We start from the raw sequence: 24,848 nt of genomic DNA, 5'->3' as shown, positions 1-24,848 counted from the left end.
TCGCGGTGGGCGCGGGGTGGCCCTCTACCAGGACGGGCGCCGCGGCGTCAGCTCCGGGCCCCAACTGGTCCCTGGACGGGTGATGTTGTGAGGAAAGTGGGCATGCCAGGAGGGGCGGACCGGCATGCTGTGCCCCGTGACCGTGCGGACAGAAGCGCAGATGTGGACGGAGGCCCCGATCGTGAGCGCGAACCTGCCGGAGGCCGTCGCCGAGGGACCGGTCCTGCCGGCTCCCCCGAGAGTGGTGGACGACCTGGCCCGCGACCTGAGCCAGGCGGCGGCCGCCGTCCGGGCGGTGTCGCGGACCGGCCGCAGCGGGGGCGACGTCGCCGTGGCCGCGTACACCGCCGTGGTGTGCACCGGCCGTTCGGCGGCGCGGGCGCTGGAGGAGGCCGCCGCGTGGTGCCGCCAGGCGCCCGGGGCGGAGGTGCACTCGCTGGCCTGGGCCCGGGTGCCGGGGCACCGCGACGACGTCCACGAGTACCGCGTCACGCTGGCCGTCAGCTTCCCCGACGAGGAGACCGGGGAGTACTGCGGAGACACCCACCACGCCCCGCGGTGAAGCCGTACGATGACGGCCATGAGTCCTGTGGATGCGAACGATCTGGCGAACTCGTCCTTCGCTTCTCCCGCCGAACCCGCCGAACCCGCCGAACCATCAGAGTCCGCCGGGTCCGCCGCCGAACCGCGCGAGCTCTCGACCGCGGCCGCCGTCTGCGCCACCGTCCTCGCCGTCGTCGCCGGTGCGGCCGTGATGCTGGCGTTCTTCCACTGGCTGGGCTGGAGCATCCCGGTGCTCGGGGTGCTCGTCGCCAAGCTCGGGATCAAGCTGACCGTCGGCGGGGTGGCCGGGCTCGCCGCGGCGGCGGCCTGGCTGCGCGCACGCAGGGGCGGCGCCGACCGGACGTGACGTCCGGCCGGCGCCGCGCCGGGGTCAACCGGCCTGAGGGGACGGGCAGGTGAGGTCGTGCTCGGGGGCCCGGTCGTCCAGCAGGTAGCGCTCGACGACGTCCGTCACGCAGGAGTTGGCGGTGGGGTACTGGCCGTGGTCGCCGTTGCCGGTGACGGTGACCAGCCGTGAGCCGCGCAGCGCGCGGTGGGCGCCGAGGGCGGCCTCGTAGTACGTCGCCGGGTCGTGCACCGAGTTGAGCATGACGGTCGGCGGCAGGTTCGCGCCCGTCACCTTCACGTGCGGGGCGTGGGTCTTGGGCCAGGAGGCGCAGACGGCGCTGAAGGCCAGCGTCCGGGCGCCCGCGAGCGGGTAGCGGGCGGTGTTCTCGGCGCCGCGCTCGACCCAGGTGTCCAGGTCCCTGGTCCACGGGGTGTCGGAGCACGTCACCGAGAAGTACTCGGCGAGGAAGTCCGGGCTGAGGTAGTGGCCGAACACCTGCCCGGCCACGGCCCTGGCCGCCGCGTCCGCCTTGTCCCAGTCGTCGACGGCCGCCAGCCCCTGGGCGAGGTAGGGGAAGTTCGCCTCCTCGTAGATCACCCCGATCGCGCCGTTGTCGAGCTGGTTCGGGCCGATCGTCACCGACCCCGCGACGATCGGGCTGTCGTGCAGCGCCGCGCGTCGCTTCTCCCAGCGGTCCTCGACCTCCTGCGGCGTCGAGCCGAAGTGGTAGGTGCTGTCGCGGGCGGCGAGCCACGGCACGAAGTCCTCGTCGAAGCGCCGCTGGAAGCTCATCGGCTGGCCGAGCTCGAACTCCTCCCACGTGCCCTCGAAGCCGATGTTGCTGTCCAGCACCATCCGCTCGACCCGGTGCGGGAACAGCGTCCCGTAGTAGGCGCCGATCATCGAGGCGTAGGACGGCCCGTAGTAGCTGATCCTCCGCTCGCCGAGCAGCGAGCGGAACAGGTCGAGGTCGCGGACGGTCTGCTCGGTGGTCAGGTAGGGGAGGAGGTCGCCGCTGTGCTCCTCGCAGGCGGCCACCAGGGTCCGGGCGTTGGAGACGACGCGGTCGATCGCTTCGGGGGACTGGTCGCGGTAGTCGCCCGCCATGAACTCCTGGAACTGCTCGGGGCTCTGGCACTGCGCCCGGGTGCTGCGCCCGACCCCGCGCTGGTCGAAGCTCACGATGTCGTAGGCGGCGCCGACCTTGGGGGCGTTGGTGGCCAGCCCGGCCGGTCGCGGCAGGCCCGAGGCGCCGGGGCCGCCGGCGGCCATGAGCAGGGTGCCCTTGCGGTGGGCCTGGTCGCCGGCGCGGTGGCGGGAGACGGCGATGGAGAGGTCGGCCCCGGCGTCCGGGTGGTGCCAGTCGCGCGGCACGGCCATCGTGGCGCACTCCAGGGCGGGCTGCCCGTCGCACGGCTTCCAGTCGAGTCGCTGCTGGGCGTAGCGGGTCGGCACGCGGACGGCGTCGCCCGGGTCACGGGCGTCGTTCGGGGCGGCACTGGCGGCGGTCGCGGGCAGGGCGAGCCCCGCCACCACGGCGGCGGCCACGGCGATGGCGGCGCGGCGGGTGCGGGAGGCGGCGGGCTTCGGAGCGGCGGTGTCGGTGACTGTCTTCACGTGGAAGATCCTGCCGGACCGGCGTCTGACGGGCGATCACGTGGGCATCCGTTTCCGGGGTGGTGCCAGGTACACCTCCGTGCCTGGGGCCGGCCCCCGGTCCGTCGTGCGGGGTGACGGAACGGCGGCCGGGCGCCGGTCAGTACGCCGCGGTGAAGCGGGTGCGGCGGCGGCGGGCGCTAAGGTGCCCGCATGAGCGAGCGGAGCGAGCGGATGATCAAGCGGGGCGCGTTTGGCGAAGCGGCCGCCGAGCGCAGCGAGGTGGGCGCATGAGCATTCACGTGGTGGTGGGTTACGGGCCCGCGGGGGCGGCCACGGCGCGGCTGCTGGCCGGGCGCGGACACGAGGTGCGGGTCGTCACCCGGTCGGGACGGCCCGCCGAACCCGGCATCGAGCACCTCGCGCTGGACGCCTCCGACCCCGCCCGGCTGGCCGGGGCCGCCCGCGGCGCCGTCGCCGTCCACGGCTGCGCCGCGCCGCCCCTGCACCGCTGGGCCGCCGAACTGCCGCCGCTGACCGACGCGCTGTGCGCCGCGGCCGAGGAGAGCGGCGCGGTGCTCGTCCTGCTCGGCAACCTCTACGGCTACGGCCCGGTGGACGGCCCCCTCACCGAGGACCTGCCGCTCGCCGCGACCGGCCGCAAGGGCCGGGTGCGGGCGCAGGTCTGGGAGAAGGCGCGGGCACTGCACGAGGCGGGCCGGATCCGGGCCGTCGAGGTCCGCGCCGCCGACTTCTTCGGCCCCGGAGTGACGGACCGCGGCCACCTCGCCGCCCGCGTCGTGCCCCGCGTCCTGGCCGGCCGCCCGGTTTCGGTCCTCGGCGACCCGGACGCGCCGCACAGCTGGACCTACCTGCCCGACGTGGCCGGCGCCTTGGCCGAGGCCGCCGACGACGAACGCGCCTGGGGCCGGGCGTGGCACGTTCCGACGGTCTCACCGGCGTCGGCCCGCGCGATGGTGGCCGGCCTCGCGGCGGCGGCGGGCACCGGCCCGATCACCGTCCGCCGCACGCCACCGGCCGTCCTCGGCCTCGGCTCGCTCGTCTCCCCGCTGCTGCGCGAACTGCGCGAGACGCTCTACCAGTTCGACCGCCCGTTCGTGATGGACTCCTCCGCCTACGAGTCCACGTTCACCCTGCGCGCCACCCCGCTCGACGAGCAGTTCCGCGCCACGGTCGAATGGTGGCGCGGGCGGAGTCGGGTCAGCGCTTGACCGCCACCGCCTTGAAGAACGTGTAGTGGAACGTCCCGCCCGGGTCCGCCGTGCGGTGCAGGGCGGTGACGCCCTCGTCGAACGCGGCGGGGGTGGTGAGGCCGGCGGACAGGGCGTCCTCCCGGACGGACTCGACCATGGCCACGAAGGTGCGGCGGGTGAAGCCCTCGACGAGGGACGGGCGGGACGCGTCGGCGTAGACCGTGCGCGGGCGGACGGTGACGTCGGAGAAGCCGGCGGCGGTCAGCAGCGGGTGCAGTCGGCGGCCGATGAGGGAGTCGCCGCCCGCGTCGGCCTGGAGGCGGACGAGGTGGCCGACGGCCGCGCGGGCGGCCGGGCTGTCCGGGTGGAAGAACGCCGAGCCGTGGTCGCCCTCGATCACCGTGATCGTGCCGCCCGGGCGCAGCACGCGCCGCAGGGCGGCCAGGCCGGCCGCCGGGTCGGCGAGGTGCTCCAGCACGAAGCACACGAAGACGTGGTCGAACGTGCCGTCCGGGAAGGGCAGTTCGTGCAGGTCGCCGTGGTGCCAGACGACCTCGGCGGCGGGTGCGTGGGCCGCCACCCGGGCCTGCGCCCGGGCCAGGGAGTCGGCCGAGATGTCGGCCGCCGTCAGCCGTGCGCCGGGGCTGGCGGCGAGCAGGTGCACGGTCTGGGCGCCCACCCCGCAGCCGGCCTCCAGGACCCGGCTCCCGGGCGGGTACGCGGTGCCCGCGTGCAGCAGGTCGGCGAGGGTGTTCGCCTGGTCGTCGAGGCGGCGGGCCTCGGTGGCGGAGTAGCCGTGGACGTAGGGGCCGTCGTGGGGTGCGGTCTCGGTGGTCATGCCCTCAACCTTCGGTTCACAATGGCCCGGTGAACAGGTCCATAGACGGCGCGTCCGAGAGGTCCAAAGACACCGACTTCCTCCAGCTCGACACCGCCGGGGCCCCGCCCGGCGGCCTCACCGACTGGCTCGCCCAGCGCCTGCGCGAGGCGGTCGCCGACGGCCGCCTCCCGGTCGGCGACCGGCTGCCCGCCACCCGCGTGCTCGCGGCCGAACTCGGCGTCTCCCGAGGGGTGGTGACCGAGGCGTACCGGCGCCTCGCCGAGGAGGGCCAGGTCGCCGGGCGGGGGAGGGGCGGCACCGTCGTCGTGGCGGCCCCCGCGCCGCCGGCCCCGCCGCCCGCGGCCCGGCCCGAGCCCCCGCTGTTCCGCCCGGACCCCGGGCCCGAGGTGTTCGACGCCCTGCGCGCCGCCCCCGCCCGGATCGACCTCTCGCCCGGGCGCCCGGACCTCGCCGCCTTCCCCCGCGCCGCCTGGCTGCGCGCCGAACGCGCCGTCCTCGACGGCCTGTCCGCCCACGACCTCGGCTACGGCGACCCGCGCGGCACGCCCGAACTGCGCCGGGCCGTCGCGCACTGGCTCGCCCGCAACCGCGGCATCCGCGCCGACCCCGACGAGGTCCTGATCACCGCCGGCACCGCCCAGGCCCTCGCCCTCACCGGCCAGGCGCTCGGCCGGGCGGGCATCACCGAGGTCGCCGCCGAGGACCCGGGCTCGCTCGGCGCCCGCCAGCACCTCGGGCACTGGCTCTCCGCGACCCCTCCCGTCCCGGTCGACACCGAGGGCGTCCGGGTCGACGAGCTGCGCGCAACCGGCGCCCCCGCCGTCCTCCTCACCCCCGCCCACCAGTACCCGACCGGCGTCGTCCTCGGCGGGGAGCGGCGGCGCGAACTCCTGCGCTGGGCGGGCGAGGGCGGGCTCGTCATCGAGGACGACTACGACGCCGAGCACCGCCACGACCGCCCGCCCGTGCCCGCCCTGCGCGCCGCCCTCCCGGACCGCGTCCTCTACGCGGGCAGCGTCTCCAAGCTGCTCGCGCCCGCCCTGCGCACCGGCTGGCTCCTCGTGCCGCCCCGCTTCCGCGAGGACGTGCTCGCCGCCAAGCGCTACGCCGACCTCGGCAACCCCGTCCTGCCGCAGCTCGTCCTCGCCCGGGTGATGGAGTCCGGCGCGCTCGAACGCCACCTGCGGCTCCTGCGCCGCCGCCACCGCCGCCGGCGGGACGCGATGATCGCCGCCGTCCGCGAGCACCTCCCCGGTGCCACCGTGCACGGCGCCGCCGCCGGGCTGCACCTGATGCTCACGCTCCCGGCGGACCTCGGCTGCACCGACACCGAGCTGGCGACGGCGGCGCTCGCGCACGGGGTCAAGGTGCAGCCGCTGTCGTGGCACGCGCGACTGCCGTACGCGCAGGGTCTGGTCCTCGGGTACGCGGCCGGCGGGCCGGGGGAGATCGCGGAGGGGGTGGCGGTGCTGGGGCGGTTGGTGCGACGGTCGGGGTAGCCCGGGGTGCGCGGCTACGGGCGGAGCGTTCCAGGTCTCGGCCAGGGCGGCGCCGGGGGCGGCCGATCGTGCTGCCAGGCCGGGGATCTCCGGGCCACTGGCGACCCGCTTTCCCGGCCTGTCACACTACTGATCACACGTCAAGTCGAATCGCCCCTTCCGGTCGTGGTGCGGCCGCGGGGAGAGAGCGGGGAACGGCCGCGATGAAGGTCGAAGATCTGGGCCAGGAGAAGTCGCTCAGTACCGGCATGCGCCAGGACATACCGCACAGTGCCCGCATGTACGACTGGTTCCTGGGTGGCAAGGACCACTTCGAGGTGGACCGACAGGCCGCGGAGCGCGTGCTCGCGGTGTTCCCGACCATGCGGATCGCGGTCTGGGCGAACCGGGCGTTCATGCACCGGGCGACGCGGACGCTGGCGCAACGGGGTCTGCGCCAGTGGTTGGACGTCGGCACGGGCATCCCCACCTCCCCGAACCTGCACGAGGTCGCCCAGTCGGTGGCTCCGGACGCGCGGGTGGTCTACGCGGACAACGACCCGATCGTGCTCGCGCACTCGCGCGCCCTGATGACCAGCACGCCGCAGGGACGGACGGCGTACGTCCACGGCGACGTGCGGGATCCGGACGCCATCCTCGGTGCCCCGGAGGTGGCGCGGACGCTCGACCTGGGGCAGCCGGTGGTGTTGTCGATGGTGGCGTTGCTGCACTTCGTCCCGGACCTCGGTGAGGCGCGCGCCATAGTGGAACGGCTCCTGGAGCCGTTGCCGTCGGGCTCGGCGCTGGTGCTCTCGCACGCCACCGCGGAACTGGACCCGGAGGGCGCGCCGATGGTCCAGGAGATCTACAACAAGGCGGGCACCACGCTGCGGCTTCGGCCCCGCGCCGAGTTCGAGACGCTCTTCGAGGGGCTGGAGCTGCTCGAACCGGGGGTGGTACCCGCACACCGCTGGCGCCCTGACGAGCTCGGCCCCGCCGACCGGTTGCCGGACGGCGTCACCGATGCCCAGGTGTCGTTCTACGCGGGTGTCGCCATGAAGGGCTAGGAGCGCCTTCTTCTGTGGCTCGTCACATCGCGTGGTCGCACGGTGATCCTCCCCGCGCGAAACGCGTTCGCGGGACGGTGTCAGCGGCCGTGCCGACGACGGCGGCCGGTGTGCCCACGCCTGCGCCGGATCCTGAGGGCAAGGAGGAGGACACCGGCCGCGGCTGCCAGGGCCGAGCCGACCGCAGCCGGCGTCTCCCAGACCGCGCCGCCCGCCCGCGCCGCGGCCGTGTCGGCGGTGGATCCCGCCGAGGCCGGGTCGCCGGCTCGGCCGGCGGGCTCGCCCGTGGAGGTTGCCGACGGCGAGGCGGTCTCGGTGGCCGCCGTCACGGCCGTCAGCTCGATGCGACCCGCCGTACGGGCGAGCGAGAAGGACGCTCCTCCCACGCTGAGGGTGTCGCCGGAGAGGGCGGCGTCCTGGGAGCCCACGGTGAAGCTCTGGGCTGCGCCCGGCAGAATGATCTTCGCGCCCGTGACGACCTCCACCGTGCGCAGCGTCGTCGACGTCGCAGCGCCGAGATCGAGGACCGCGGACGCATCGGTGAGGGCGACCCCGCTGGACGAGGAGAGCGATGCACCGGCCACCGCGAGCGTTCCCTTGGCCACGGTGGTGGCGCCGGTGTAGGAGGCGGCGGTCAGTGTCGTCGTCGCGGTGCCGTTCTGCGTGACCGATCCGGAGCCGGACACCGCCGGCAGGGTGACGGGCGTCCGGACGTTCTGAATGATCAGCGACCCGTTGTCGCTGATCGCGGAGAGAGTGCCCTTCGTGTAGAGACTGCCGTCCGCTCCTGCCGTCCCGGATCCGAGGCGCAGCGTGGCATCCCGCAGGATGGTGGTGGAACCGTCGTAGAACTGTGCCGCCGCGAAGGTCACGTCGTTCCCGGCCGTGCCGGCGATGACGATGTCGCCCGCCCCGGGAGCGGCGAGGGTGTCGTGGTACATCCCCCCGCCGATGGGCAGGCCGAGGGTGACCGGGCCGTTGTAGTCGAAGGTCAGCCGCGAGCGCTGCGACCTGGCGTGCAGGTTGATGTACGCCGTTTCGGCCGTGCCGGGCATGAAGATCTGGTGGGTGGTGCCGTCTCCCCACTGCACGTCGGCACCTTCGATGTTGGTGCCGCGCTTGTTCGACCGGTGGGCGACCGTCACCCAGTTGAGGTTGCCGTTGCTGAGCGTCGGCGAGGCCGGGTCGGTGTTGTCGCTGTAGCTGTAGGTGCCCGTCAGGACCACCTTGCTGCCGGGCCGGGAGTGGACGTTGACGTCGTTGCCGTATTCACGGCTGTAGAAGTTCTGGCGTTGGACGACCGTCTGGTTCAGCGGGGTGTCGATGATCCACGAGCCGCGGTTGAGGACGGCCTTGGCGTTCGGCAGGTCGGCCGCGCAGGTGGTGCTGGCGTAGTTGGCGCCGGTGCCGATGTCGAGTACGCCGGAGAAGGGGTTGCTTCCGCACAGTTGCAGCGTCCCCCACAGGTTACGGGGCTGGACGATCGTCCCGGAGCCGCTGATGGTGCCCAGATTGAACAGCCGGGTGAGCGACAGGTTCAGCGTGCCGTCCACCCGGATGTTGTCCTGGTTCTGCTGGTAACCGGGCGAGTTGTACGGGAAGGCGCCGATCAGGCCGGTGGTTCCGCCGTTGCCGTACTGCAGGGTGGCGCCGGCGTCGACGGTGATCGCCGGCCGGTCGGGGTTGCCGAGGACCACATAGGGGTGGTTCCCGCCGGGAATGCTGACGGACTGGCCCTGCTGGGAGCCGGGCAGCGTGAAGGTGCTGTCCTTGGTGGGGATCAGGGTGCCCGTACCGGAGACCCGCAACGACCCCTGCCCGCTGATCACCCCCGAGTAGGTGTGCGTCCCGGGCGGTACGTTCACGACGGCGTTTCCGCCGAGGACCACGTCGCTGTCGGCGAGGATCGACGAGGTGATGTCACCGTCGGCCGCGACGGCGCCGGTCGGCGCCAGGGCTACGGGCACGGTCGTCGCCGCCACGATCGCGGACGCCAGCAGTGCATGCCATGCGCTTTTCATCAGGGGGTGCTTCCTGGGTGCGGGCAGAGGAGGAGGCGGTGCCGGCGCTCTCCTCGGAGACGCCGGCGCCCGGTCGGGTCAACTGGTCACGCGGACGGCCAGCGGCCGTCCATGTGAGCCGGAGGCGGGGTCGCCGTTGCGCTCCCTGGGAGATTGTTAACGCTCACAACCCGCAGGACAAGAAGCCGGGTGGCTGTTGCCCGATTTTTGATCCGCCGCGCCCGCACGGGGTCGCGCCCGGGGTGGCCGAAGCATGACGACGGCGGCGGCACGTACCGTCATGCGGTCGTTGCGTTGGGTACGCTGACGCACCGTACGTGCTCTTCGCGTGCGGAGTCCGTCCTGTTCTTCTCGTCCCTGTTCCCGTCGTCCCCGTTCCGGGAGGCCCGATGTCCCAGCTCCGGCGTTCCGCCCGGCTCACGGCGGTGCTCTCGGTCCTGGCCGCCGTGCTCGGGCCGGTCGTCCCGGCCGGCTCGGTGCCGGTGCCGGCCCACGCGCCCGGCCCGGTGGAGAGGACCGCCGCCATGCCCTCCACGCTCGACTCCCGGCTGCTCGCCGGGCGCCGGATCGTCTACTCGTACGCGGGGCCGACGCCGTCGCCCGTGGTGCTCCGGGCGATCCGGGAGGGGCGGGCCGCCGGGGTGATCCTGTTCGGCGAGAACGTCACCAGTCCGGAGCAACTCGCGGAGGCCGTGGGTCGGTTGCGGCAGGCGGCGGCGCAGTCGCCGGTGGCCGAGCCGCTGCTGCTGATGACCGACCAGGAGGGCGGCATGGTCCGCCGCCTGCCCGGTGCCCCCGAACTCTCGGCCCGTGCCACCGGGCTGTCGCCGGACCCGCTCGCCGAGGCGGCCCGCTCGGGCGCCGGCGCGGGGGAGAACCTCGCCGAATCCGGCCTGAACGTCAACCTCGCCCCCGTGCTCGACGTCTACGACGCCCCGGGCAACTTCATCGACCGCCACGAGCGCTCCTACGGCCGGGACCCGGCCGCGGTGGGCCGGCTGGGCAGTGCGTTCGCCGCCGCGCAGCAGGGCGTCGGGGTCGCCGCCACCGCGAAGCACTTCCCCGGCCTCGGCTCGGCCGCCCGGGACGAGAACACCGACGAGCGCCCGGTCACCCTGCCGGTGCCGCTCGCCGAGCTGCGGGCCCGTGGCGAGGAGCCGTACCGGGCGGCGATCGCGGCGGGCGTCCGCCTGGTCATGGCCTCCTGGGCGGTCTACCCGGCGCTCGACGCCGAGCGCCCGGCGGGCCTGTCGCCCGCGGTCGTGCGGGGCGAGCTCCGCGAGCGCCTGGGCTTCGGCGGCGTCACGGTGACGGACGCGCTCGAAGCCGGGGCGCTCACCCCGTACGGCGACACCGGCGCCCGCGCCGTCGCGGCCGCCGACGCCGGCATGGACCTCGTGCTGTGCTCGGCCCGCGACCCGCAGCAGGGCGAGGACGCGGCCGCCGCCCTCGCCGCCGCCCTGGACTCGGGCCGGCTGGACCGGGCGGCCTTCGATGGCTCCCTGGCCCGCATCACGGGCCTGCGCGCCGCCCTCGACTGACGGCCGGCCCCGCCTGGGCGAGGACCACGTGGGCGGCGCCCGGCAGGTCCCGGCGCGGCAGGTCCCGGCCCGGCCGGGGGTCGGCCGTGGGGCCGGCCCTTTTTCTCGGTTCTCCCCTCCGGCAGCGGCGAATCTGCCTGTAGTGTTCTGATGAAACGTCATGTCAGCACCTGGGCGAGGGAGTTGGCGGCGTCATGGCCCGGCCTCCGCAACCGCGTTCGGGGTGGCCGCGCCTCCTTCGGGCCGTTCCGGTGCCGCCGCAATTCCGCGCCGATGCTGTGACGACTTGAAGAATTCTTCATCTCCAAGGATGATGCTCGACGGCCGTGCGATCCCGCACCCGGCCGTCGAGCCAGCCGCACACCAGGGAGGGAGCGGACGATGCCCGTCCCGCTGTACCAGGCCAAGGCGGAGTTCTTCCGCACCCTCGGCCACCCGGTCCGGATCCGGGTGCTGGAGCTCCTCCAGGACGGCCCCCGGCCGGTCCGCGAGCTGCTGGCCGAGATCGAGGTCGAGCCCTCCAACCTCTCCCAGCAGCTCGCGGTGCTGCGCCGCACCCAGCTGGTCACGGCGACCCGCGAGGGCAACACCGTCGTGTACGCGCTCAGCACCCCGGACGTCGCCGACCTGCTGCGGGCCGCGCGGCGGATCCTGACCGAGCTCATCACCGACCAGGGCGCGCTGCTCACCGAACTGCGCGCGCCCGGGGCGGTGCTGCCGGGCCGCTGAGGGCCCCGCGCCGCCGCACCGCCCGCCCGCCGCACCGCCCGCCGTCCCGTCCGGCCCCGCGCCCGGAGCGCAGACCGTTCCACCCGAGGAGAACCCGCCGCCATGAGCGAGAGCACGTCCGACAGCACGAGCGAGGAGAAGCGCCGCCGCAAGGCGATGCTCATCCGTGCGGGCATCTACATCTTCGCCACGCACCTGTTCGCCGGCTTCGTGCTGCTGCTGTTCGCGCTCGGCGGCCGCAAGTAGCGGGTGGCCGGGTGACGCCGTCCGCTGGTGCCACGGCTAGCGGTAGCGGCGGCTGGTGCTCGTCCAGGCCTGGGCGCCGTCGACGAGTTCCCGGGTGCCGTCGAGGTACCAGTCGCTCTCCGGGTGCCGCCGCAGCAGCTCGCGGCGCAGCAGCGCGCTCTCGTTGCGCAGCTGCGCGACCCGGGCCCGGACCGCGCCGACGGCCCGCATGCGGGTGCAGCCGCGCAGGCGCTGCAGCGTGAGCACGGTGTTGAAGGCGGCGGCGCCCTGGCGCTCCTCCCGCCGTAGCGAGTAGAGGTCGTTGATCAGCGTGGCGGCGTCGGCGGTGTGGGCGCGCAGCCGGTGCAGGGCGGGTTCGGCGTGCAGCGCGGCGGGGGCGTCGGCGCCGTGGACGCGTTCCAGTATGTTCATGAACGGGTAGAGGCAGCTGCCGTGGCGGCGCAGCCGCATCGTCTCGGCCAGGCCGAGACGGGGGACGGTGCCGTGGGCGCGGTGCTCGGCCTCGGCGGGGAAGGTCGCGAGGCAGGCCCGCCACTCGCGGGCGGCGCGGGCGCGCCACGCGGGGGAGGCCGATTCGCTCTGGCGATGCCACAGTTCGCGCCAGGCGGCGGTGAGCAGGTCGTCCCCGGCGGCGGGGGCGGCGCCGTCCAGCACGGCGATCAGCGGGTCGACGATGGCCCGCGCCCCGGCGGGCCGGCGGCCGGGTGCGCCGTCGAAACGGTCGTCGAGGATGGTGAACCAGCCGAGGACGTCGATCAGGAGGTCGAGGTCGGCGCCCCGGGTGCGCGGGTAGGCGTGGCCGATCAGCTCGGGCAGGGCGTAGGCCTGGTAGCGGGGGAGCTCGGCGGGGGTGAGGAGGCCGCGGTCGACGGCCCAGTCGGCGTGCCGGGCGGCCGCGGCGGCCAGCTCGGCGGCCGGGCGGGCGGGCCGGCGCACGGGCGGGCCGGCGGGCGGGGCAGCGGGCGAGGCAGCTGGGCACCGGACCGGCGCCGGCTCCGGCCGCCCCTGGCCGCCGTCGCGCGGGGCCAGCCGGACCCGCAGCCCCTGCGCCTGGACGGTCGTCCACACCACCTCGCGGGCCCGCGCCCCGGGCAGGGCCACCGGCCGCCAGCGGCGCAGGATCGCCGCTGCCGCGACGGTCAGCTCGGCCCACGCGAAGGCCTCGCCGATGCACTTGTGCTTGCCCGCCCCGAACGGCAGGTAGGACTGCCGGCCGGCGCCGCCGTCCTGCCACCGCTCGGGGCGGAAGGCGAGCGGGTCCGGGTAGCGGACCGGGTCGCGGTGCAGTGCGGTGAGGCTGTACAGCAGCTCGGTGCCGGCCGGGATCCGGTACGGGCCGAGCTCGACGGGCACCTGCGCGGTGCGCATCAGGAACGCGTTGGGCGCGTGCAGCCGCACCACCTCCTGGGCGACGGCGCGGGTGTACGTGAGGCGGGCGAGCGCCTCGGGCGTGGGGGCGGCGCCGGCGGGCAGGTGCTCGTCCAGCTCGGCGAGGACGCGGGCCTCCACCTCGGGGTGGCGCAGGAGTTCGTCGATCAGCCAGGTGAGGGTGGTGGAGACGGTCTCCGTCCCGGCGCCGAACATGGTGATCGCCTCGGAGCGGACGTCGGCCTCGGTGAGCGGGCGGCCGGTGGCGGGGTCGCTCGCCGCGCGCAGCAGGGCGGGCAGCGTGCCGGCCGGACAGCCGTCCGCCGCACGGCCGTCGACGGCCTGGTCGACGACGCGGTTGAGCACCCGGACGGCCGCGTCGAAGCGCCGGTTGACGGGCAGCGGGAGCCGGGCCATCGCCGGGTGGGGGTAGAGCGACTGGACGATCTGGCCCTTGACCATGTCCGGCAGCGCGCGGTGGAAGGCGAGCGTGGCGTCCTCGCTGAGCCGGGCGTCGAACAGGGAGCGGGTGACGATCTCCAGCGCGAGGTGGTTCATCTCCTTGGCCACGTCGAGGACCTGGCCCGGCCGCCAGCGGGCGGCCCGCTCCTCGGTGACCCGGTGCATGACGGCGACGTACCCGGCCATCCGGTCGGCGCCGAAGGCGGGCTGGATCACCCGGCGGCGGTCGCGGTGGGCCTGCCCCTCGGACATCAGCAGGCCGTCGCCGAAGGCCCTCTTGAGGGTGTCCTGGACGGCGCCGCGCGGGCAGTCGTGCGCATGGGCGACGAGCAGCGCGTGGACGAGCGCCGCGTCGGTGACCACGCAGACGGTGCGCGGGCCGAGCCGGATGCGGACCACGCCGCCGTGGTGGGCCAGCGCGCCGAGGAAGCCGAGCGGGTCGCGCAGCAGGGCGACGGCGTGGCCGAGGCCGGGGAGCGCGCCGGGGGCGAGCGGCGGGACGGCCGCGGGGGAGGGGGGTGGGGTGGGTGTCGGCGGGGTGGGTGTGGGTGGGGTGGGTGTCGGCGGGGTGGCCGGTCTCGGCGCCCCCGGTGTCGCCACCGTCCTTCTCGCCCCCGTCCTTCTCGCCGCCGGTGTGCTGCTCGTCGCGAGTGTCTTTGTCGTCAGGGTCATGACACTACCTCTCACCAGATGGGCCGGTGCGGCGGTACCGCGGGATGCGCCGTCGCGTCGGCCGGGATGCGGGGCCGGTCGGCACGGCGCACCGCGTGCGTCCTTCCCAGAGGGCGCACGCCATAGGAAACGCGCCGGTCGGACGGGCGTTGCGCCGCGCGCGGGCGGATCACCCCAACGGGCCAGCGACGACACCCGGCCGCGCGTTCCCGACGGCCGCCCGCGCGGCTGCCGCGACCTGCGGTGGCGACGGTGCTCCGGCGTGCCCCGACGTATCCCGGCGTGCCCCGACGTGCCCTGCGGGCAGGGTCTTTCGGCCCTCGCCGGTCCGCCACTGGCGGGTCCAGCATGGTGGCGGACAAGGAGGTTCCCTGATGACCCGTCTGCACCACCGGCCCGCGCTCGACGTGCGCGTCGAGATCCGCGGCCAACTTCCGCGCGGGGACGCCGAGTACGTCCGAGTCCCGGGCGCTGGAGTCGGTCGCCGGGCTCGGCCCCGCACGCGCTCGGCCCCGGTGCGGCTCGCGGGTGCGCGTGACCGCGGCGCCAGCCGGCCCGGCGTGGCGCAGGCCGTCGTGGAGCACGTCCAGACCGGTCCGGTCCGGGTGCAACTCGCCGTCGCCACAGCCCGGGAGGCCGTCAGTCCTGGCGCTGGGCGGCGGGCTCGGGCGGCTGCGGGCGATTCGGGCCAGGGGCGGCACCGTCCGCGGGACCGTCGCCCTCGATGACCACCCGGAGCCGGCGCCGTGCCCCGATCTCCGCCGCGCGGCCCGGCAACCCTGGCTGACCGGGCGGCCGTTCGTCCTCCACCCCGCCCCCGGCGACGGCCGCGGCCGGGTGCTCCACCGCCGCTGCCACGGTCACGACGGCCTCATCGCGCCCGCGCCGCACGGGGGTTGACGGGATGGCGGCCGGCAGCGCAGCGGTCGCCGGGACGGCTCGGTGTGATCTTCGCCGTGCGTACACGAAGCCGAGGGCCGGGAGGTGAGCGCGGAACGGCCGCGGGGCAGGGATCGCCCGCACGCCGCTCCGCCACCGAACCGGTCCGACGCCACGAGACGGGAACTGGGATCAAATGGACTGCGACGACGAGGTCATGGTGACCGTCCGGATCAGCGCCGCCGAGCGGGCCCTGCTGCGCTCCCTGGCGCGCGACCGCGGCGGCGACGTCTCCGACGTGGCGGTGGACGGCCTGCTGGACGTCATCCCCGCCCTGGACGGCGACGCCGCGGCCCTGCGGCTGCGGCGCGTGCTCGCCCGGCCCGCGCCCTGCGCCGTGACGCTGTGGCTGCCCGCGCCGGTCGCCGACCTCCTGCCGCTGCTGGGCGCGCGGATCTCCCGGACGGGCGGCCCGGCGGCGGGCCCGGCGAGTGCTGCGCTGTCCGCGGCCCTGCGGCTGTGGCTCGGCGGGGACCCGGCGGCGCTGGCCGTCGCCCTCGCCCGGCTGCGCTGCGGCCGGAACGCGGCCCGGCAGGATCCGGGCCCGGCCGTGCGACCGATCGTACACGCGGCCTAACGGAGTCTTATGCCCGCTGACGTGGGCTGATAACCCCGCTGAGGGCAGCCCGTTCGGGAGCCCCGAAGATTTTCGAAAAAAGTTTCTGTTATTCCCACCCGTCCCGTCCGGTCTCCCACGTGTCGGAAGGCCCGGCGCCCGTCACCACAGGGGCGCGGGCCGTCGCACGAGGAAAGGAACGCGATGGGACACCGCAGCACGGAGCTCCGTCGACGCAGGCGCAGGCGGTTCACCCGCAGGACGACGTTGATCGCCGCGGCCGTCGCCGCCGGACTGGTCGCCGGCGCGCTCGGCATCTCGGCGGCGCTCGAACCGTCGGGCAGCCGCACCAACGCCAGTGTCACGGCGGACGGTCCGGTCCTGGGCAACCAGGCGGGTGTGGTGTCCGACGACGGCAGCGGCGAGACCGGCACCGCCGAGGGCGCGACCCAGGCCCCGGCGCCCAAGCGCGACCAGAAGGCCGCCCCGATCAAGGAGATACCCAAGGACCAGCCCGACCGCGGCCTGGTCTACACCGGTCTGACGCTGCCCAACGGCGACCGCTGCGCCGGCTCGCTGCAGGTCTCCGACGGGCAGCTGTGCAGCCACGGCCCGGACGCCCCGCCGAAGGACGTCGACATCCACAAGGACGTCGCGCCGGTGGCCGCCGCGGCCGCCCAGGCACCGGTGCTCACCCCGGCCGCCAACGCCCAGCCCCCGGCCGCCGCCGACCTGTTGAAGGGCGCGGCGCCGGTCCTCGACGCCGGCCAGAAGGCGCTGCTGGGCGACCCGGCCGGCGCCCCGCAGCAGAGCACCCCCGCCGCGTCCGGCGGTTCGTCCGTGGTCTGCGAGGGCGACGGCAGCAGCGGCAACCGCATCCAGGTGGTGTACGTCCACGCCCCCGGCAACGACCGCTACGCCCAGTACCTGGCCTCCTTCAAGAAGTGGGCCGCCGACGTCGACGTCATCTACAACGCGAGCGCCCAGGAGACCGGCGGTGCGCGGCACGTCCGCTTCGTCACCGACTCCGACTGCTCCGCGTCCGTGCTGAACGTGCAGATCTCCGACGCGGCGCTCCAGGACTTCAACGCGAGCAACAACGCGCTCGCCGCGCAGGGGTTCAACCGCAAGGACCGCAAGTACATGATGTTCACCGACGCCAAGGTGTACTGCGGCATCGGCACCTTCGCGGGCGACGAGCGCCCCGGCCAGGACAACCTGAGCAACTTCGGCCCCTCGTACGGCCGGACGGACTCGGGCTGCTGGGGCGGGCACACCGCCGCGCACGAACTGGGCCACAACCTCGGTGCGGTCAACAACAGCGCGCCGAGCACCAGCAAGGGCGGCCACTGCGTCTACGACTACGACCTGATGTGCTACTCGGACTACCCGTACTACCCGCAGATGAAGCTGGTCTGCCCGGACCGCGCGCACTACGACCGGCTCGACTGCACCCACGACGACTACTACAGCACCGACCCGAAGCCGGGCAGCTACCTCTCGTCGCACTGGAACGTCGCCAACAACCGCTTCCTGATCACCGGCAACGGCGGCAGCACCGGCCCGAACCCGTCGCCGACCGCCACCCCCACGCCGTCCCCGACCGCCTCGCCGACCAGGACCGCGTCGCCGTCCCCGACGCCCGGCGGCGGCACGACCGGCTCGCCCTCTCCGACCGCGACCGCCACCGGTAGCCCGACCGCCACCCCGACCCCGACCACCACCCCCACCACCGGCACCGGCTCGCCCGACGTGACGGTCAGCCAGATCACGCAGAACTCGGTCATGCTGAGCTGGGCCGGCGTCCCGAACGCGGCCGGCTACGACGTCCTGCTCGGAGGCCAGAGCATCGGCACCGTCCGCGCCACCGTCGTCGGCCTGGTCCGCCTCGCCCCCGGCACCCAGTACAGCGTGGCGGTCGCCGTCCGCGACGCCGCCGGGTCCGTCGGCAAGCCGGGCCGCACCGTCACCTTCCGCACCGCCGCCGACGCCGGGCGTCCGCAGCCCGGCGCCCACTACACGATGGTCAACGGCCTGACCGGCCAGGCCGCCGACCTGTGGGGCAGCTCGATGAACGACGGCACCGTCGCGATCGCCTACCAGCGCACCGGCTACGCCAACCAGAAGTGGGCGTTCGAGGACGCCGGTGACGGCGCGGTGCGGATCAAGTCCGTCCGCTCCGACAAGTGCCTGCAGCTGGGCGGCGACCCGGTCGCCGGCCAGTACGTCGCCCAGCGGCCGTGCTCCGACGCCGCCGCCCAGAAGTGGCAACTGACCGCCTCCGGCGGCGGGTTCAGCCTGACGGCGGCCGGCACCTCGCTGGTGCTCGGGGTCAGCGACCGCTGGTACTACGGTGGTTGGCTGCTCGAGCTCCAGCAGCCGAACGGTCAGCCGTACCAGAACTGGTCGCTGCAGAAGACCGCCTGAGTCCCCTGAGGACCCCGGGTGCGGCCGCCACCACCTCCGGGTGGTGGCGGCCGCACCCGCACCCGTTTTCCCCGCACGCCCCCACCCCACGAGGAACCCCCGCCATGCGCACCCGAACGCTCCTCGCCGCCCCCGCGCTCGCCGTGGCCGCACTCGGCCTCGCCGCCCTCCCCGCCGCCGCCCACGGCGACACCGTCCACCTGGAGATCCCCGGCCAGCAGAACGGGCACGTGACCACCGTCGCCACCTTCGAGAACGACCGCGACCCGGTCGTCGACGAGTTCGCCGGCACGCTCGCCGCGACCTCCGGCGACGGCCGCTCGGCCGGCCCCTGGGTGCTCGTCCCCGTCCCGGGCCGCCCCGGGACGTACACCACGCGCGAGACGCTGCCCGCCGGGCACTGGAAGATCACCGTCGACTGCGCGTTCCCGTCGCTCGGGCACGGCGAGCGCGAACTCGACGTCGAGGCCGCCGCGATCACCGACCCGGCCCCGGCGATGACCGGCCCCGCCCCGGCCGGGCCGACCGTCCCGCCCACCACCCCGCCGACCGTCCCGCCGACCGTCTCACCCGTCGTCAGCAGCGCGGACGCCACCGCGAGCGTGTCCGTCGAGGCCGCCCGCGCCGCCGCGCCCGCTCCCCCCGAGTCCACCGACGACACGACCACCTGGGCCGCCATCGGTACCGCCGCCGCGGCCGTCGTCCTCGTCGCCGTCGGCTACCGGATGCGCGTGCGCGCCACCCGCCGCTGACCCCGCCGACGATTCCGGCGCCACGGTACGTGGGGGAACCGTCCGCTACGCGCCGCCGTCCATGCTCTCAAGACCGGCCGCCACCCGGCGGCCGGAGCGAGGAAACGGAGCGGAGCCCGTGAAGAAGGTCCTCATCACCGGCGGGGCGGGGTACATCGGCAGCACGGTCGCGTCCACGCTGCTCGACCGGGGAGTGACCCCGGTCGTGCTGGACGACCTGTCCAAGGGCCGGGCCGAATTCGTCGAGGACCGGATCTTCTACCAGGGCGACATCGCCGACGCCGACCTCCTCGACCGCGTCTTCGCCGAACACCCCGACATCGACGCCACCCTGCACTGCGCGGCCCGGATCGTCGTCCCGGAATCGGTGGCCAAGCCGCTGTACTACTACCGGGAGAACGTCGCCAAGACCGTCGAACTCCTCGACTCCCTCCAGCGCCACCACTGCACCCGCGTCGTGTTCAGCAGCTCGGCCTCCGTCTACGCACCGACCCCGGACGGCCGCGTCGACGAGACCTGCACCGTCGACGCCCAGAGCCCCTACGCGCGAACCAAGCAGATGATGGAGGGCATCCTCCGGGACTGGACCCGCGGCGAGGGCGCCGAGGACCAGCGCGTCATCACCCTGCGGTACTTCAACCCCATCGGCGCCGACCCGCAGCTGCGCACCGGCCTCCAGGACCTCCACCCCTCGCACGCCCTCGGCAAGCTGATCGAGGCCCACGACGCCGGCACCCCGTTCACCGTCACCGGCACCGACTGGGCGACCCGCGACGGCTCCGGCATCCGCGACTACATCCACGTCCAGGACGTCGCCGACGCCCACGTGGCCGCCCTCCTGCGCTTCGACGAGGTGATCGCCCCGGCCGCCGCCGAGCGCTACCGCGTCGTCAACATCGGCACCGGCGAGGGCACCACCGTCCGCGAACTGGTCGCCGCCTTCGAGGCCGCCGTCGGCACCCGCCTCGACGTCCGCGAGGCCGGCCCCCGCCCCGGCGACGTCATCGGCTGCTACGCCGCCACCGACACCGCCGAGTCCCTCCTCGGCTGGACCCCGCGCCGCACCGTCACCGAAGCCGTCACCGACGCCCTGGCCTGGCGCGCCAAGTGGACCACCCACCTGGCGACCACGGCCTCCTGACGGCGCGGGCCCGATCGCTGCGGCCTCCCGGGGGCGCCGGACTTACTTCACCGCGTCCGCCGACTTCTGCCAGTTGTCGTGGAGGCGGTCGAGGTAGGACTGAGCCTGCGGACCCGGCTTGGCGCCGCGGGCGAAGGCGAGCATGTTGGAGGAGCCGGTGTTGTAGCCGAGGGCGAGGAGTTCGTCGCGGGTGTAGGGGCCGGACGGCTTCGCGGGGAGTTGGTCGGCGAGGTCGCGCAGGTGCCAGGACTCGGCCTGGACGGCGAGGTCGCGGTCGTCGGGGAGCTCCTCCCAGCGGCGGGAGGCGAAGTCGCGGCCCTTCTTGGTGTCGTCGAACGCGGCGCGGTGCATGTTGGCGATGCCGAAGGAGGCGTCGGGCTTGCCGCGCTGCCAGGCGCGTTCGAGGTCGGGGTCGTGCGGCTTGTAGGACTCGTTGTAGAGGATCGCCATCACGAGCTGCGGGTTCACGCCCGCCTGGGCCGCGTACTCGCGGACGGGCTTCGCGTAGTCGGCGGGGTCGTAGTCCCGGAGGCGCGTCGGCGCGGGAGCCGACGAGGGGCCGGACGCGGCGGGGGAGGAGGACGTGGAGGGGCCGGAGGCCGAGGCGGACGGCGTGCCGGGGTGGTCGCCGCCGTGGATCATGCCCCAGCCGACGGCGACCACGAGGCCGACGGCGATCCAGCGCCCCCAGCGCGGTCCGTTCCGTTCTTCGCTCACCGCTGCCGGCCCCTCCCCGTTCGTCCGGAATTCCGTTCGATGTCCGTGCAGGTGGACGTGCGTCCGGCGGGTGCTACTCGCCCGGCTCCTGCTCGCCGTCGAGGTTGCGGAGGACGTCCTCGGCCTTCTCGACACCGGTGCCGATGGGGCCGCTGTACTCGCCGTCCGTCCGGTCGTCGATGGCGTCGCCGACCTCGTCCAGACCCTGCCCGATCACGTCGCCCTGCTCGCGGGCGAGGTCGGTGGCCTTGTCCGCGAGGTTCTTCAGGGTCTCAAACATGGTGACGCTCCGCTCCTCTGATGCGTTCCTGTTGATGTGCCGACGTGGCGGGGGGCATGATCGTTCGGATCATGACCATCCTAGCGACGGCCACCGGGTGGTCCGCCGGTGCGGATCGCGGCGGATGACTTTGCTGGAATGGGTTTGTATGCTCCAGTCCAACTTCTACAGCCCTGTAGAAATGGGAACCGCTGCCTGGACGGTCCGCGTCCCGGCACGCAGAGCGGCGCGCTCGCGCCGCGGCAGCCGAAACGATCGAGGGAAGTGCGCATGGCCGGGCAGCGGGCGAGAACGCCGTACCAGGAGGCCGGGCCGCGCCCCGACGACGCCGCCGTCCCCGCGCAGCGGTCACGCTCGGCGGGCGCGGGCGCGGGCGCGGGCGAGCAGGCCGCGGCAAGCGGCTCGCGCAGCCAGCGGGCGAACGCGGCCGCGCGGCGCAAGCAGCAGGCGCAGAAGCGCGGGAGCCTGGTGGCGGTCGTCCTGGCGATCGGCCTGCCGCTGGTCGGCGCCGTCGCGGACGAGCTGGGCGGCCCCGGCGTCGGCATCTTCTTCGCGGTCGCCGCCGTCCTCGGCACCGGGCTCGCGGCGCTGCTGTGCAGCCCGGCGGGCCGGTGGTGGGTGGTGACCGGCGCGCCGCTCGTGGTGCTGGTCACGGCCTCCGCCACGGAGTACGTGTTCAACGGTGACAAGTACCAGGACACCAAGCAGCTCGGCACGGGCGCGCTGCGCTGGGTCGTCGGAGCGTTCCCCGTGATGGCGGCGGCGGTCGCGGCAGCGCTCGTGGTGGTCGTGGTCAAGGCCGTGGTCGACCGGCGGCAGTCGGGGGGCCGGCCGCCGGAGGCCAGGGCCGGCGGCGGGACACCAGAAGGCAACCGGAGGAGTCGACGTGGCTGACCGCAGGACCCCGCGCGGGCGGGCCCCGCGCAGCGGACCGGCGCCGCTGGCGGTCGCCGCCCGCACGATCGCCTGCGCCGTCTCGGTGGCCGTGCTCGGGGCGAGCGGCTTCACGTGGTACGAGTACCGCAGTCTCGACGACGGCATGACCAAGTCCGGCGCGCTCGGCGAGGCGAAGAAGAACGCCCCGCCGCACCTCGACAAGTCGGTGAACCTGCTGCTGATCGGCCTCGACAGCCGCAAGGACATGGACGGCAACGACCTGCCGAAGCAGTTCGTCGAGGACGAGCTGCACGCAGGGTCGAGCGAGATCGGCGGGTACAACACCAACGCGCTGATCGTCCTGCACATCCCGGCGAACGGCGGCAAGGTCACCGCGCTGTCCATCCCGCGCGACGACTACGTGCAGACGGTCGGCGCGGACGGCAAGATGCACAAGATCAAGGAGGCGTACGGGATCGCCAAGGAGGCCGCCGAGGCGAAGCTGGCCAACAAGGGGCTCTCCAAGGCGGAGCTGGAGCGGCAGAGCCGCGAGGCGGGCCGCTCGGCCACCATCCAGACCGTGCAGAGCTTCCTGGATGTCCCGATCGACCACTTCGCCGAGGTCAACCTGATCGGCTTCTACGACATCGCCAAGGCGGTCGAGCCGATCCAGGTCTGCCTCAACCACCCGGTCGACGACCCGATCATCGCCCGCACCGCGAGCCACGAGGGCGGCGGCACCGGGCTCAAGCTGCCCGCCGGCATCAGCTCGCTGGACGCCGCCCAGGCGCTGTCCTTCGTCCGCCAGCGCCACCACCTCACCAACGGCGACCTCGACCGCACCCACCGCCAGCAGGCGTTCATCTCCTCGGTCGAGTACAAGCTCAAGCAGCAGGGCATCCTCAACGACTTCGGTCAGATGCAGAAGCTGTTCGGGGTGGTGAAGAAGGACGTCGTCATCGACAACGAGTGGAACATCCTCGACTTCGCCCAGCAGGCGCCCAACCTCACCGGCGGCAACGTCGAGTTCAACACCCTGCCGATCGCCGGCTTCAAGACGGTCGGCGGCCAGGAGGTCAACACCGTCAACCCGGACCTGATCAAGAAGATCACCCGGCAGCTCTTCAGCCGCGACCCGGCGCCCGTCCAGGCCGCGCCCGACGCCGGGGACACCGCCTCCCCGAGCGCCGCGCCCACGACGGCCGCGGCGACGCCGGCCAAGGACAAGGCGACCGTCGACGTCCTCGCGGTTCCGGCCGCCGGGCCGGGCGCGGCGGCCAACGAGTCGAAGGCGCTCACCGAACTCGGTTACCCGGCGGGCAAGGTGGGCGACGCGGCCGGCAAGTCGAAGACCACCACGGTCACGTACGGCAGCGGCGCCAGGGCCGACGCCCAGGCGATCGCGGCCCGCTACGGCGTCGCTGCGGCGGCGGCCACCGGCGTGCCCGCCGGGCACGTCGTCGTCACGCTGGGCAGCGCCCGCGCCGCCACGCCGAGCGCCGCGCCGTCCGCCGCGACCTCCGGCGATCCCGGCGACCCGGCGGCCGGCCTCCCGATGCAGGGACCGGCGGTCAAGGCGGGCGGGATCCCCTGCGTGGACTGACAGCCGGCGTTCTCGCGCGGCGGTGAACCCGAGTGCGGGCGGCGGAGGGGCAGGTGCTCGCGCCGGACGACACCCGGGTGCTGCCGCCCTGAGGCGTGCCGCTGCCACCGGCGGGTCCAACGGCCGGTGGCAGCGGGGGAGTCACGCGATCAGGGCGTCTTGGTCGTGGGGCAAGCGGGGAGCGTGGACGGTGTGGACGGTGGGGTGGTCGCGCACGTGGCCGTCGGCGTGTGGGGCGTGGTCGTCGAGGCCGTGGTGCCGGTGGAAGACATGCCCGCGGACGTCGTCTTGAGGGACGAGGTCGTCGTGGGCGGGCAGGTGGGCAGCGTGCCGGGTGTGGCGGCTGGCCGGCAGGTGGCCGTCGACGTCGGCGTGCCCGCCGAGGTGGACGTGGTCGAGCCCGAGGTGGTCGAGCCGGAGGTCGTGGACCCGGACGTCGTCGACCCCGAGGTGGTCGAGCCGGAGGTCGTGGACCCGGACGTGGTCGAGCCCGAGGTGGTCGAGCCGGAGGTCGTGGACCCGGACGTCGTCGACCCCGACGTGGTCGAGCCGGAGGTCGTGGAGCCAGAGGACGTGGAGCCGGAGGAGGACGTCGAGGACGTCGCCGCAGGCGTGCCCGGCTTCCAGGGCGCGGGCGGCGGGATCCACGGCAGCAGCGGTTCCGTCGGAGGTTCCACCTGCCGGTCGATCACTTCGAGCCGTCCGGTCAGGCGGGCGAACCAGCCGCCCGTCCGGACGTCGACCAGGATGATCTGGGTCACCGGCTGCGGCGCCGGAACGACGATGACCAGCGTGGTCGGCTGGAAGCCCTGCCACGGCTTGCCGATGTACTTCGCGTTGGCCACCAGCACCGGCGGCTTCAGCGGATTGCCGCACGAGCAGCGCACCCGGGGCACGCCCTGCGCGTCCACCAGGACGGCGGTGCCGGCCTGCAGCGCGGACTGGTACTCCGTCACCACGCCGCTCTTGTAGTTGTGGTTGGTCACCCGGGTGTCGACCCGCAGGTACGCCGAGGTGAGCGAGCGCAGGTAGGACGGGATCGAGCCCTGGGCGATGCCCGCGGCCGAGGCCCAGGCCCGGCCGACGTCACCGGTCGAGACCATCGAGATCAGCCGCTCGGTGTCGCAGCTCGGCTTGGACATCGTCCCGCCGTAGACCCCGCTCGAGGTCCCCTGCACGCTGTGCAGGACGGCCGGTGAGGCGCCGTGGCCGGGCTGCTGCGCGGGGGAGGTCACCGGGGTGGGGGCCGGCGCGCTCACCGGGGTGGTTTCCACCGATTGGGTGAACGGGTCGGGGCCCGGGTCGGCCGGCGTCTGCAGCGCGACCTCGTTGGCGGTCGGCACCATCTCGTTCTTGCTGCCGCCGCTCTGGTTGTTCACCACCAGCACGGTGGCCACCACGGCCGCGGCCAGCACCCCCGCGCCCACCGC

The 24,848-nt window shown here is 74.4% G+C and carries 22 protein-coding genes; 14 read left to right on the top strand and 8 right to left on the bottom strand.

Going from position 1 to position 24,848, the window contains the following annotated elements; all coding sequences use genetic code 11:
* Positions 1–136: 136 nt before the first annotated feature.
* Both PUR71_RS36635 and PUR71_RS36630 read left to right on the top strand, forming a co-directional pair.
* The gene (locus PUR71_RS36635; protein WP_329931573.1) at positions 137–562 is read left to right on the top strand and encodes a hypothetical protein; all 426 of its coding nucleotides are present in this window, start codon (positions 137–139) and stop codon (positions 560–562) included.
* 18 nt (positions 563–580) lie between these two features.
* Positions 581–910, top strand: a complete 330-nt coding sequence (locus PUR71_RS36630; protein ID WP_329931572.1) for a hypothetical protein — start codon at positions 581–583, stop codon at positions 908–910.
* A gap of 24 nt (positions 911–934) precedes the next feature.
* Here the strand turns inward: PUR71_RS36630 and PUR71_RS36625 are convergent, their stop codons facing one another.
* The gene (locus tag PUR71_RS36625) at positions 935–2,509 is read right to left on the bottom strand and encodes an alpha/beta hydrolase (protein WP_329931571.1); all 1,575 of its coding nucleotides are present in this window, start codon (positions 2,507–2,509) and stop codon (positions 935–937) included.
* A gap of 269 nt (positions 2,510–2,778) precedes the next feature.
* On the opposite strand from PUR71_RS36625, the gene PUR71_RS36620 reads away from it, so the two are divergent.
* Positions 2,779–3,720 carry an NAD-dependent epimerase/dehydratase family protein gene (locus tag PUR71_RS36620; protein ID WP_329931570.1) on the top strand — a complete coding sequence of 314 codons (942 nt, stop codon included), beginning with the start codon at positions 2,779–2,781 and terminating at the stop codon, positions 3,718–3,720.
* On the opposite strand, the gene PUR71_RS36615 is transcribed toward PUR71_RS36620, so the two are convergent.
* Positions 3,710–4,540, bottom strand: a complete 831-nt coding sequence (locus PUR71_RS36615; protein ID WP_329931569.1) for a methyltransferase domain-containing protein — start codon at positions 4,538–4,540, stop codon at positions 3,710–3,712. The genes PUR71_RS36620 and PUR71_RS36615 overlap by 11 nt on opposite strands.
* Before the next feature lie 29 nt (positions 4,541–4,569).
* On the opposite strand from PUR71_RS36615, the gene pdxR reads away from it, so the two are divergent.
* Positions 4,570–6,042 (top strand): MocR-like pyridoxine biosynthesis transcription factor PdxR, encoded by a 1,473-nt coding sequence (pdxR, locus tag PUR71_RS36610; RefSeq protein WP_329931568.1) that lies wholly within the window; start codon positions 4,570–4,572, stop codon positions 6,040–6,042.
* Between the two features lie 203 nt (positions 6,043–6,245).
* A complete protein-coding gene (locus PUR71_RS36605) occupies positions 6,246–7,088 on the top strand; it encodes an SAM-dependent methyltransferase (RefSeq protein WP_329931567.1) in 843 nt (280 codons plus the stop codon).
* Positions 7,089–7,168: 80 nt separating this feature from the next.
* Here PUR71_RS36605 and PUR71_RS36600 read toward each other — a convergent pair whose 3' ends face one another.
* Positions 7,169–9,109: an autotransporter gene (locus tag PUR71_RS36600; RefSeq protein ID WP_329931566.1), complete on the bottom strand. Its 1,941-nt coding sequence runs from the start codon at positions 9,107–9,109 to the stop codon at positions 7,169–7,171.
* A gap of 389 nt (positions 9,110–9,498) precedes the next feature.
* On the opposite strand from PUR71_RS36600, the gene PUR71_RS36595 reads away from it, so the two are divergent.
* From PUR71_RS36595 to PUR71_RS36585, 3 genes are all read left to right on the top strand, one after another.
* Entirely contained in the window at positions 9,499–10,650 is a 1,152-nt protein-coding gene (locus tag PUR71_RS36595; RefSeq protein WP_329931565.1) for a glycoside hydrolase family 3 N-terminal domain-containing protein, read from the top strand.
* A gap of 381 nt (positions 10,651–11,031) precedes the next feature.
* Positions 11,032–11,379 (top strand): ArsR/SmtB family transcription factor, encoded by a 348-nt coding sequence (locus PUR71_RS36590; RefSeq protein WP_329931564.1) that lies wholly within the window; start codon positions 11,032–11,034, stop codon positions 11,377–11,379.
* A 102-nt stretch (positions 11,380–11,481) separates the two neighbouring features.
* The gene (locus PUR71_RS36585) at positions 11,482–11,625 is read left to right on the top strand and encodes a DUF6126 family protein (protein ID WP_329931563.1); all 144 of its coding nucleotides are present in this window, start codon (positions 11,482–11,484) and stop codon (positions 11,623–11,625) included.
* Positions 11,626–11,661: 36 nt separating this feature from the next.
* Here PUR71_RS36585 and PUR71_RS36580 read toward each other — a convergent pair whose 3' ends face one another.
* Positions 11,662–14,055: a cytochrome P450 gene (locus PUR71_RS36580; RefSeq protein WP_329931562.1), complete on the bottom strand. Its 2,394-nt coding sequence runs from the start codon at positions 14,053–14,055 to the stop codon at positions 11,662–11,664.
* 711 nt (positions 14,056–14,766) lie between these two features.
* Positions 14,767–14,991 carry a hypothetical protein gene (locus tag PUR71_RS36575; RefSeq protein ID WP_329931561.1) on the bottom strand — a complete coding sequence of 75 codons (225 nt, stop codon included), beginning with the start codon at positions 14,989–14,991 and terminating at the stop codon, positions 14,767–14,769.
* A 211-nt stretch (positions 14,992–15,202) separates the two neighbouring features.
* Between PUR71_RS36575 and PUR71_RS36570 the strand changes: the two genes are divergently transcribed.
* The 4 genes from PUR71_RS36570 to galE all read left to right on the top strand — a co-directional run bounded on the left by PUR71_RS36570 (position 15,203) and on the right by galE (position 19,942).
* The gene (locus PUR71_RS36570) at positions 15,203–15,643 is read left to right on the top strand and encodes a hypothetical protein (protein ID WP_329931560.1); all 441 of its coding nucleotides are present in this window, start codon (positions 15,203–15,205) and stop codon (positions 15,641–15,643) included.
* A 183-nt stretch (positions 15,644–15,826) separates the two neighbouring features.
* Positions 15,827–18,049, top strand: coding sequence for an RICIN domain-containing protein (locus tag PUR71_RS36565; protein WP_329931559.1), 2,223 nt, complete (start codon positions 15,827–15,829; stop codon positions 18,047–18,049).
* Positions 18,050–18,153: 104 nt separating this feature from the next.
* Positions 18,154–18,801 (top strand): hypothetical protein, encoded by a 648-nt coding sequence (locus tag PUR71_RS36560; RefSeq protein ID WP_329931558.1) that lies wholly within the window; start codon positions 18,154–18,156, stop codon positions 18,799–18,801.
* Between the two features lie 118 nt (positions 18,802–18,919).
* On the top strand, positions 18,920–19,942 hold the full coding sequence (galE, locus tag PUR71_RS36555) for a UDP-glucose 4-epimerase GalE (RefSeq protein ID WP_329931557.1): 1,023 nt from the start codon (positions 18,920–18,922) through the stop codon (positions 19,940–19,942).
* A gap of 42 nt (positions 19,943–19,984) precedes the next feature.
* On the opposite strand, the gene PUR71_RS36550 is transcribed toward galE, so the two are convergent.
* Positions 19,985–20,659, bottom strand: coding sequence for a lytic transglycosylase domain-containing protein (locus PUR71_RS36550; protein WP_443077704.1), 675 nt, complete (start codon positions 20,657–20,659; stop codon positions 19,985–19,987).
* 73 nt (positions 20,660–20,732) lie between these two features.
* A complete protein-coding gene (locus tag PUR71_RS36545) occupies positions 20,733–20,939 on the bottom strand; it encodes an antitoxin (protein WP_329931556.1) in 207 nt (68 codons plus the stop codon).
* Between the two features lie 270 nt (positions 20,940–21,209).
* On the opposite strand from PUR71_RS36545, the gene PUR71_RS36540 reads away from it, so the two are divergent.
* Positions 21,210–21,833: a DUF6542 domain-containing protein gene (locus PUR71_RS36540; RefSeq protein ID WP_329931555.1), complete on the top strand. Its 624-nt coding sequence runs from the start codon at positions 21,210–21,212 to the stop codon at positions 21,831–21,833.
* Positions 21,826–23,418 carry an LCP family protein gene (locus PUR71_RS36535; protein WP_329931554.1) on the top strand — a complete coding sequence of 531 codons (1,593 nt, stop codon included), beginning with the start codon at positions 21,826–21,828 and terminating at the stop codon, positions 23,416–23,418. The genes PUR71_RS36540 and PUR71_RS36535 overlap by 8 nt, the downstream gene beginning before the upstream one ends.
* A gap of 149 nt (positions 23,419–23,567) precedes the next feature.
* Here the strand turns inward: PUR71_RS36535 and PUR71_RS36530 are convergent, their stop codons facing one another.
* On the bottom strand, positions 23,568–24,833 hold the full coding sequence (locus PUR71_RS36530) for a DUF6777 domain-containing protein (protein ID WP_329931553.1): 1,266 nt from the start codon (positions 24,831–24,833) through the stop codon (positions 23,568–23,570).
* Between the last annotated feature and the right edge of the window lie 15 nt (positions 24,834–24,848).

The organism is Streptomyces sp. SP17BM10 (genome assembly GCF_036322405.1).
GTDB lineage: Bacteria > Actinomycetota > Actinomycetes > Streptomycetales > Streptomycetaceae > Kitasatospora.
Note: the sequence above shows the minus strand (reverse complement) of the source record. Positions and strands in the feature narration are given on the sequence as shown.

Bases quoted from the DNA above. Each gene is read 5' to 3' on its own strand.
- PUR71_RS36630 (WP_329931572.1), top strand. From the start codon at position 581: ATGAGTCCTGTGGATGCGAACGATCTGGCGAACTCGTCCTTCGCTTCT.
- PUR71_RS36560 (WP_329931558.1), top strand. From the start codon at position 18,154: ATGCGCACCCGAACGCTCCTCGCCGCCCCCGCGCTCGCCGTGGCCGCA.
- PUR71_RS36620 (WP_329931570.1), top strand. From the start codon at position 2,779: ATGAGCATTCACGTGGTGGTGGGTTACGGGCCCGCGGGGGCGGCCACG.
- PUR71_RS36540 (WP_329931555.1), top strand. From the start codon at position 21,210: ATGGCCGGGCAGCGGGCGAGAACGCCGTACCAGGAGGCCGGGCCGCGC.
- PUR71_RS36545 (WP_329931556.1), bottom strand. From the start codon at position 20,939: ATGTTTGAGACCCTGAAGAACCTCGCGGACAAGGCCACCGACCTCGCC.
- PUR71_RS36565 (WP_329931559.1), top strand. From the start codon at position 15,827: ATGGGACACCGCAGCACGGAGCTCCGTCGACGCAGGCGCAGGCGGTTC.
- PUR71_RS36585 (WP_329931563.1), top strand. From the start codon at position 11,482: ATGAGCGAGAGCACGTCCGACAGCACGAGCGAGGAGAAGCGCCGCCGC.
- PUR71_RS36590 (WP_329931564.1), top strand. From the start codon at position 11,032: ATGCCCGTCCCGCTGTACCAGGCCAAGGCGGAGTTCTTCCGCACCCTC.
- PUR71_RS36595 (WP_329931565.1), top strand. From the start codon at position 9,499: ATGTCCCAGCTCCGGCGTTCCGCCCGGCTCACGGCGGTGCTCTCGGTC.
- PUR71_RS36605 (WP_329931567.1), top strand. From the start codon at position 6,246: ATGAAGGTCGAAGATCTGGGCCAGGAGAAGTCGCTCAGTACCGGCATG.
- PUR71_RS36570 (WP_329931560.1), top strand. From the start codon at position 15,203: ATGGACTGCGACGACGAGGTCATGGTGACCGTCCGGATCAGCGCCGCC.
- PUR71_RS36600 (WP_329931566.1), bottom strand. From the start codon at position 9,109: ATGAAAAGCGCATGGCATGCACTGCTGGCGTCCGCGATCGTGGCGGCG.
- PUR71_RS36615 (WP_329931569.1), bottom strand. From the start codon at position 4,540: ATGACCACCGAGACCGCACCCCACGACGGCCCCTACGTCCACGGCTAC.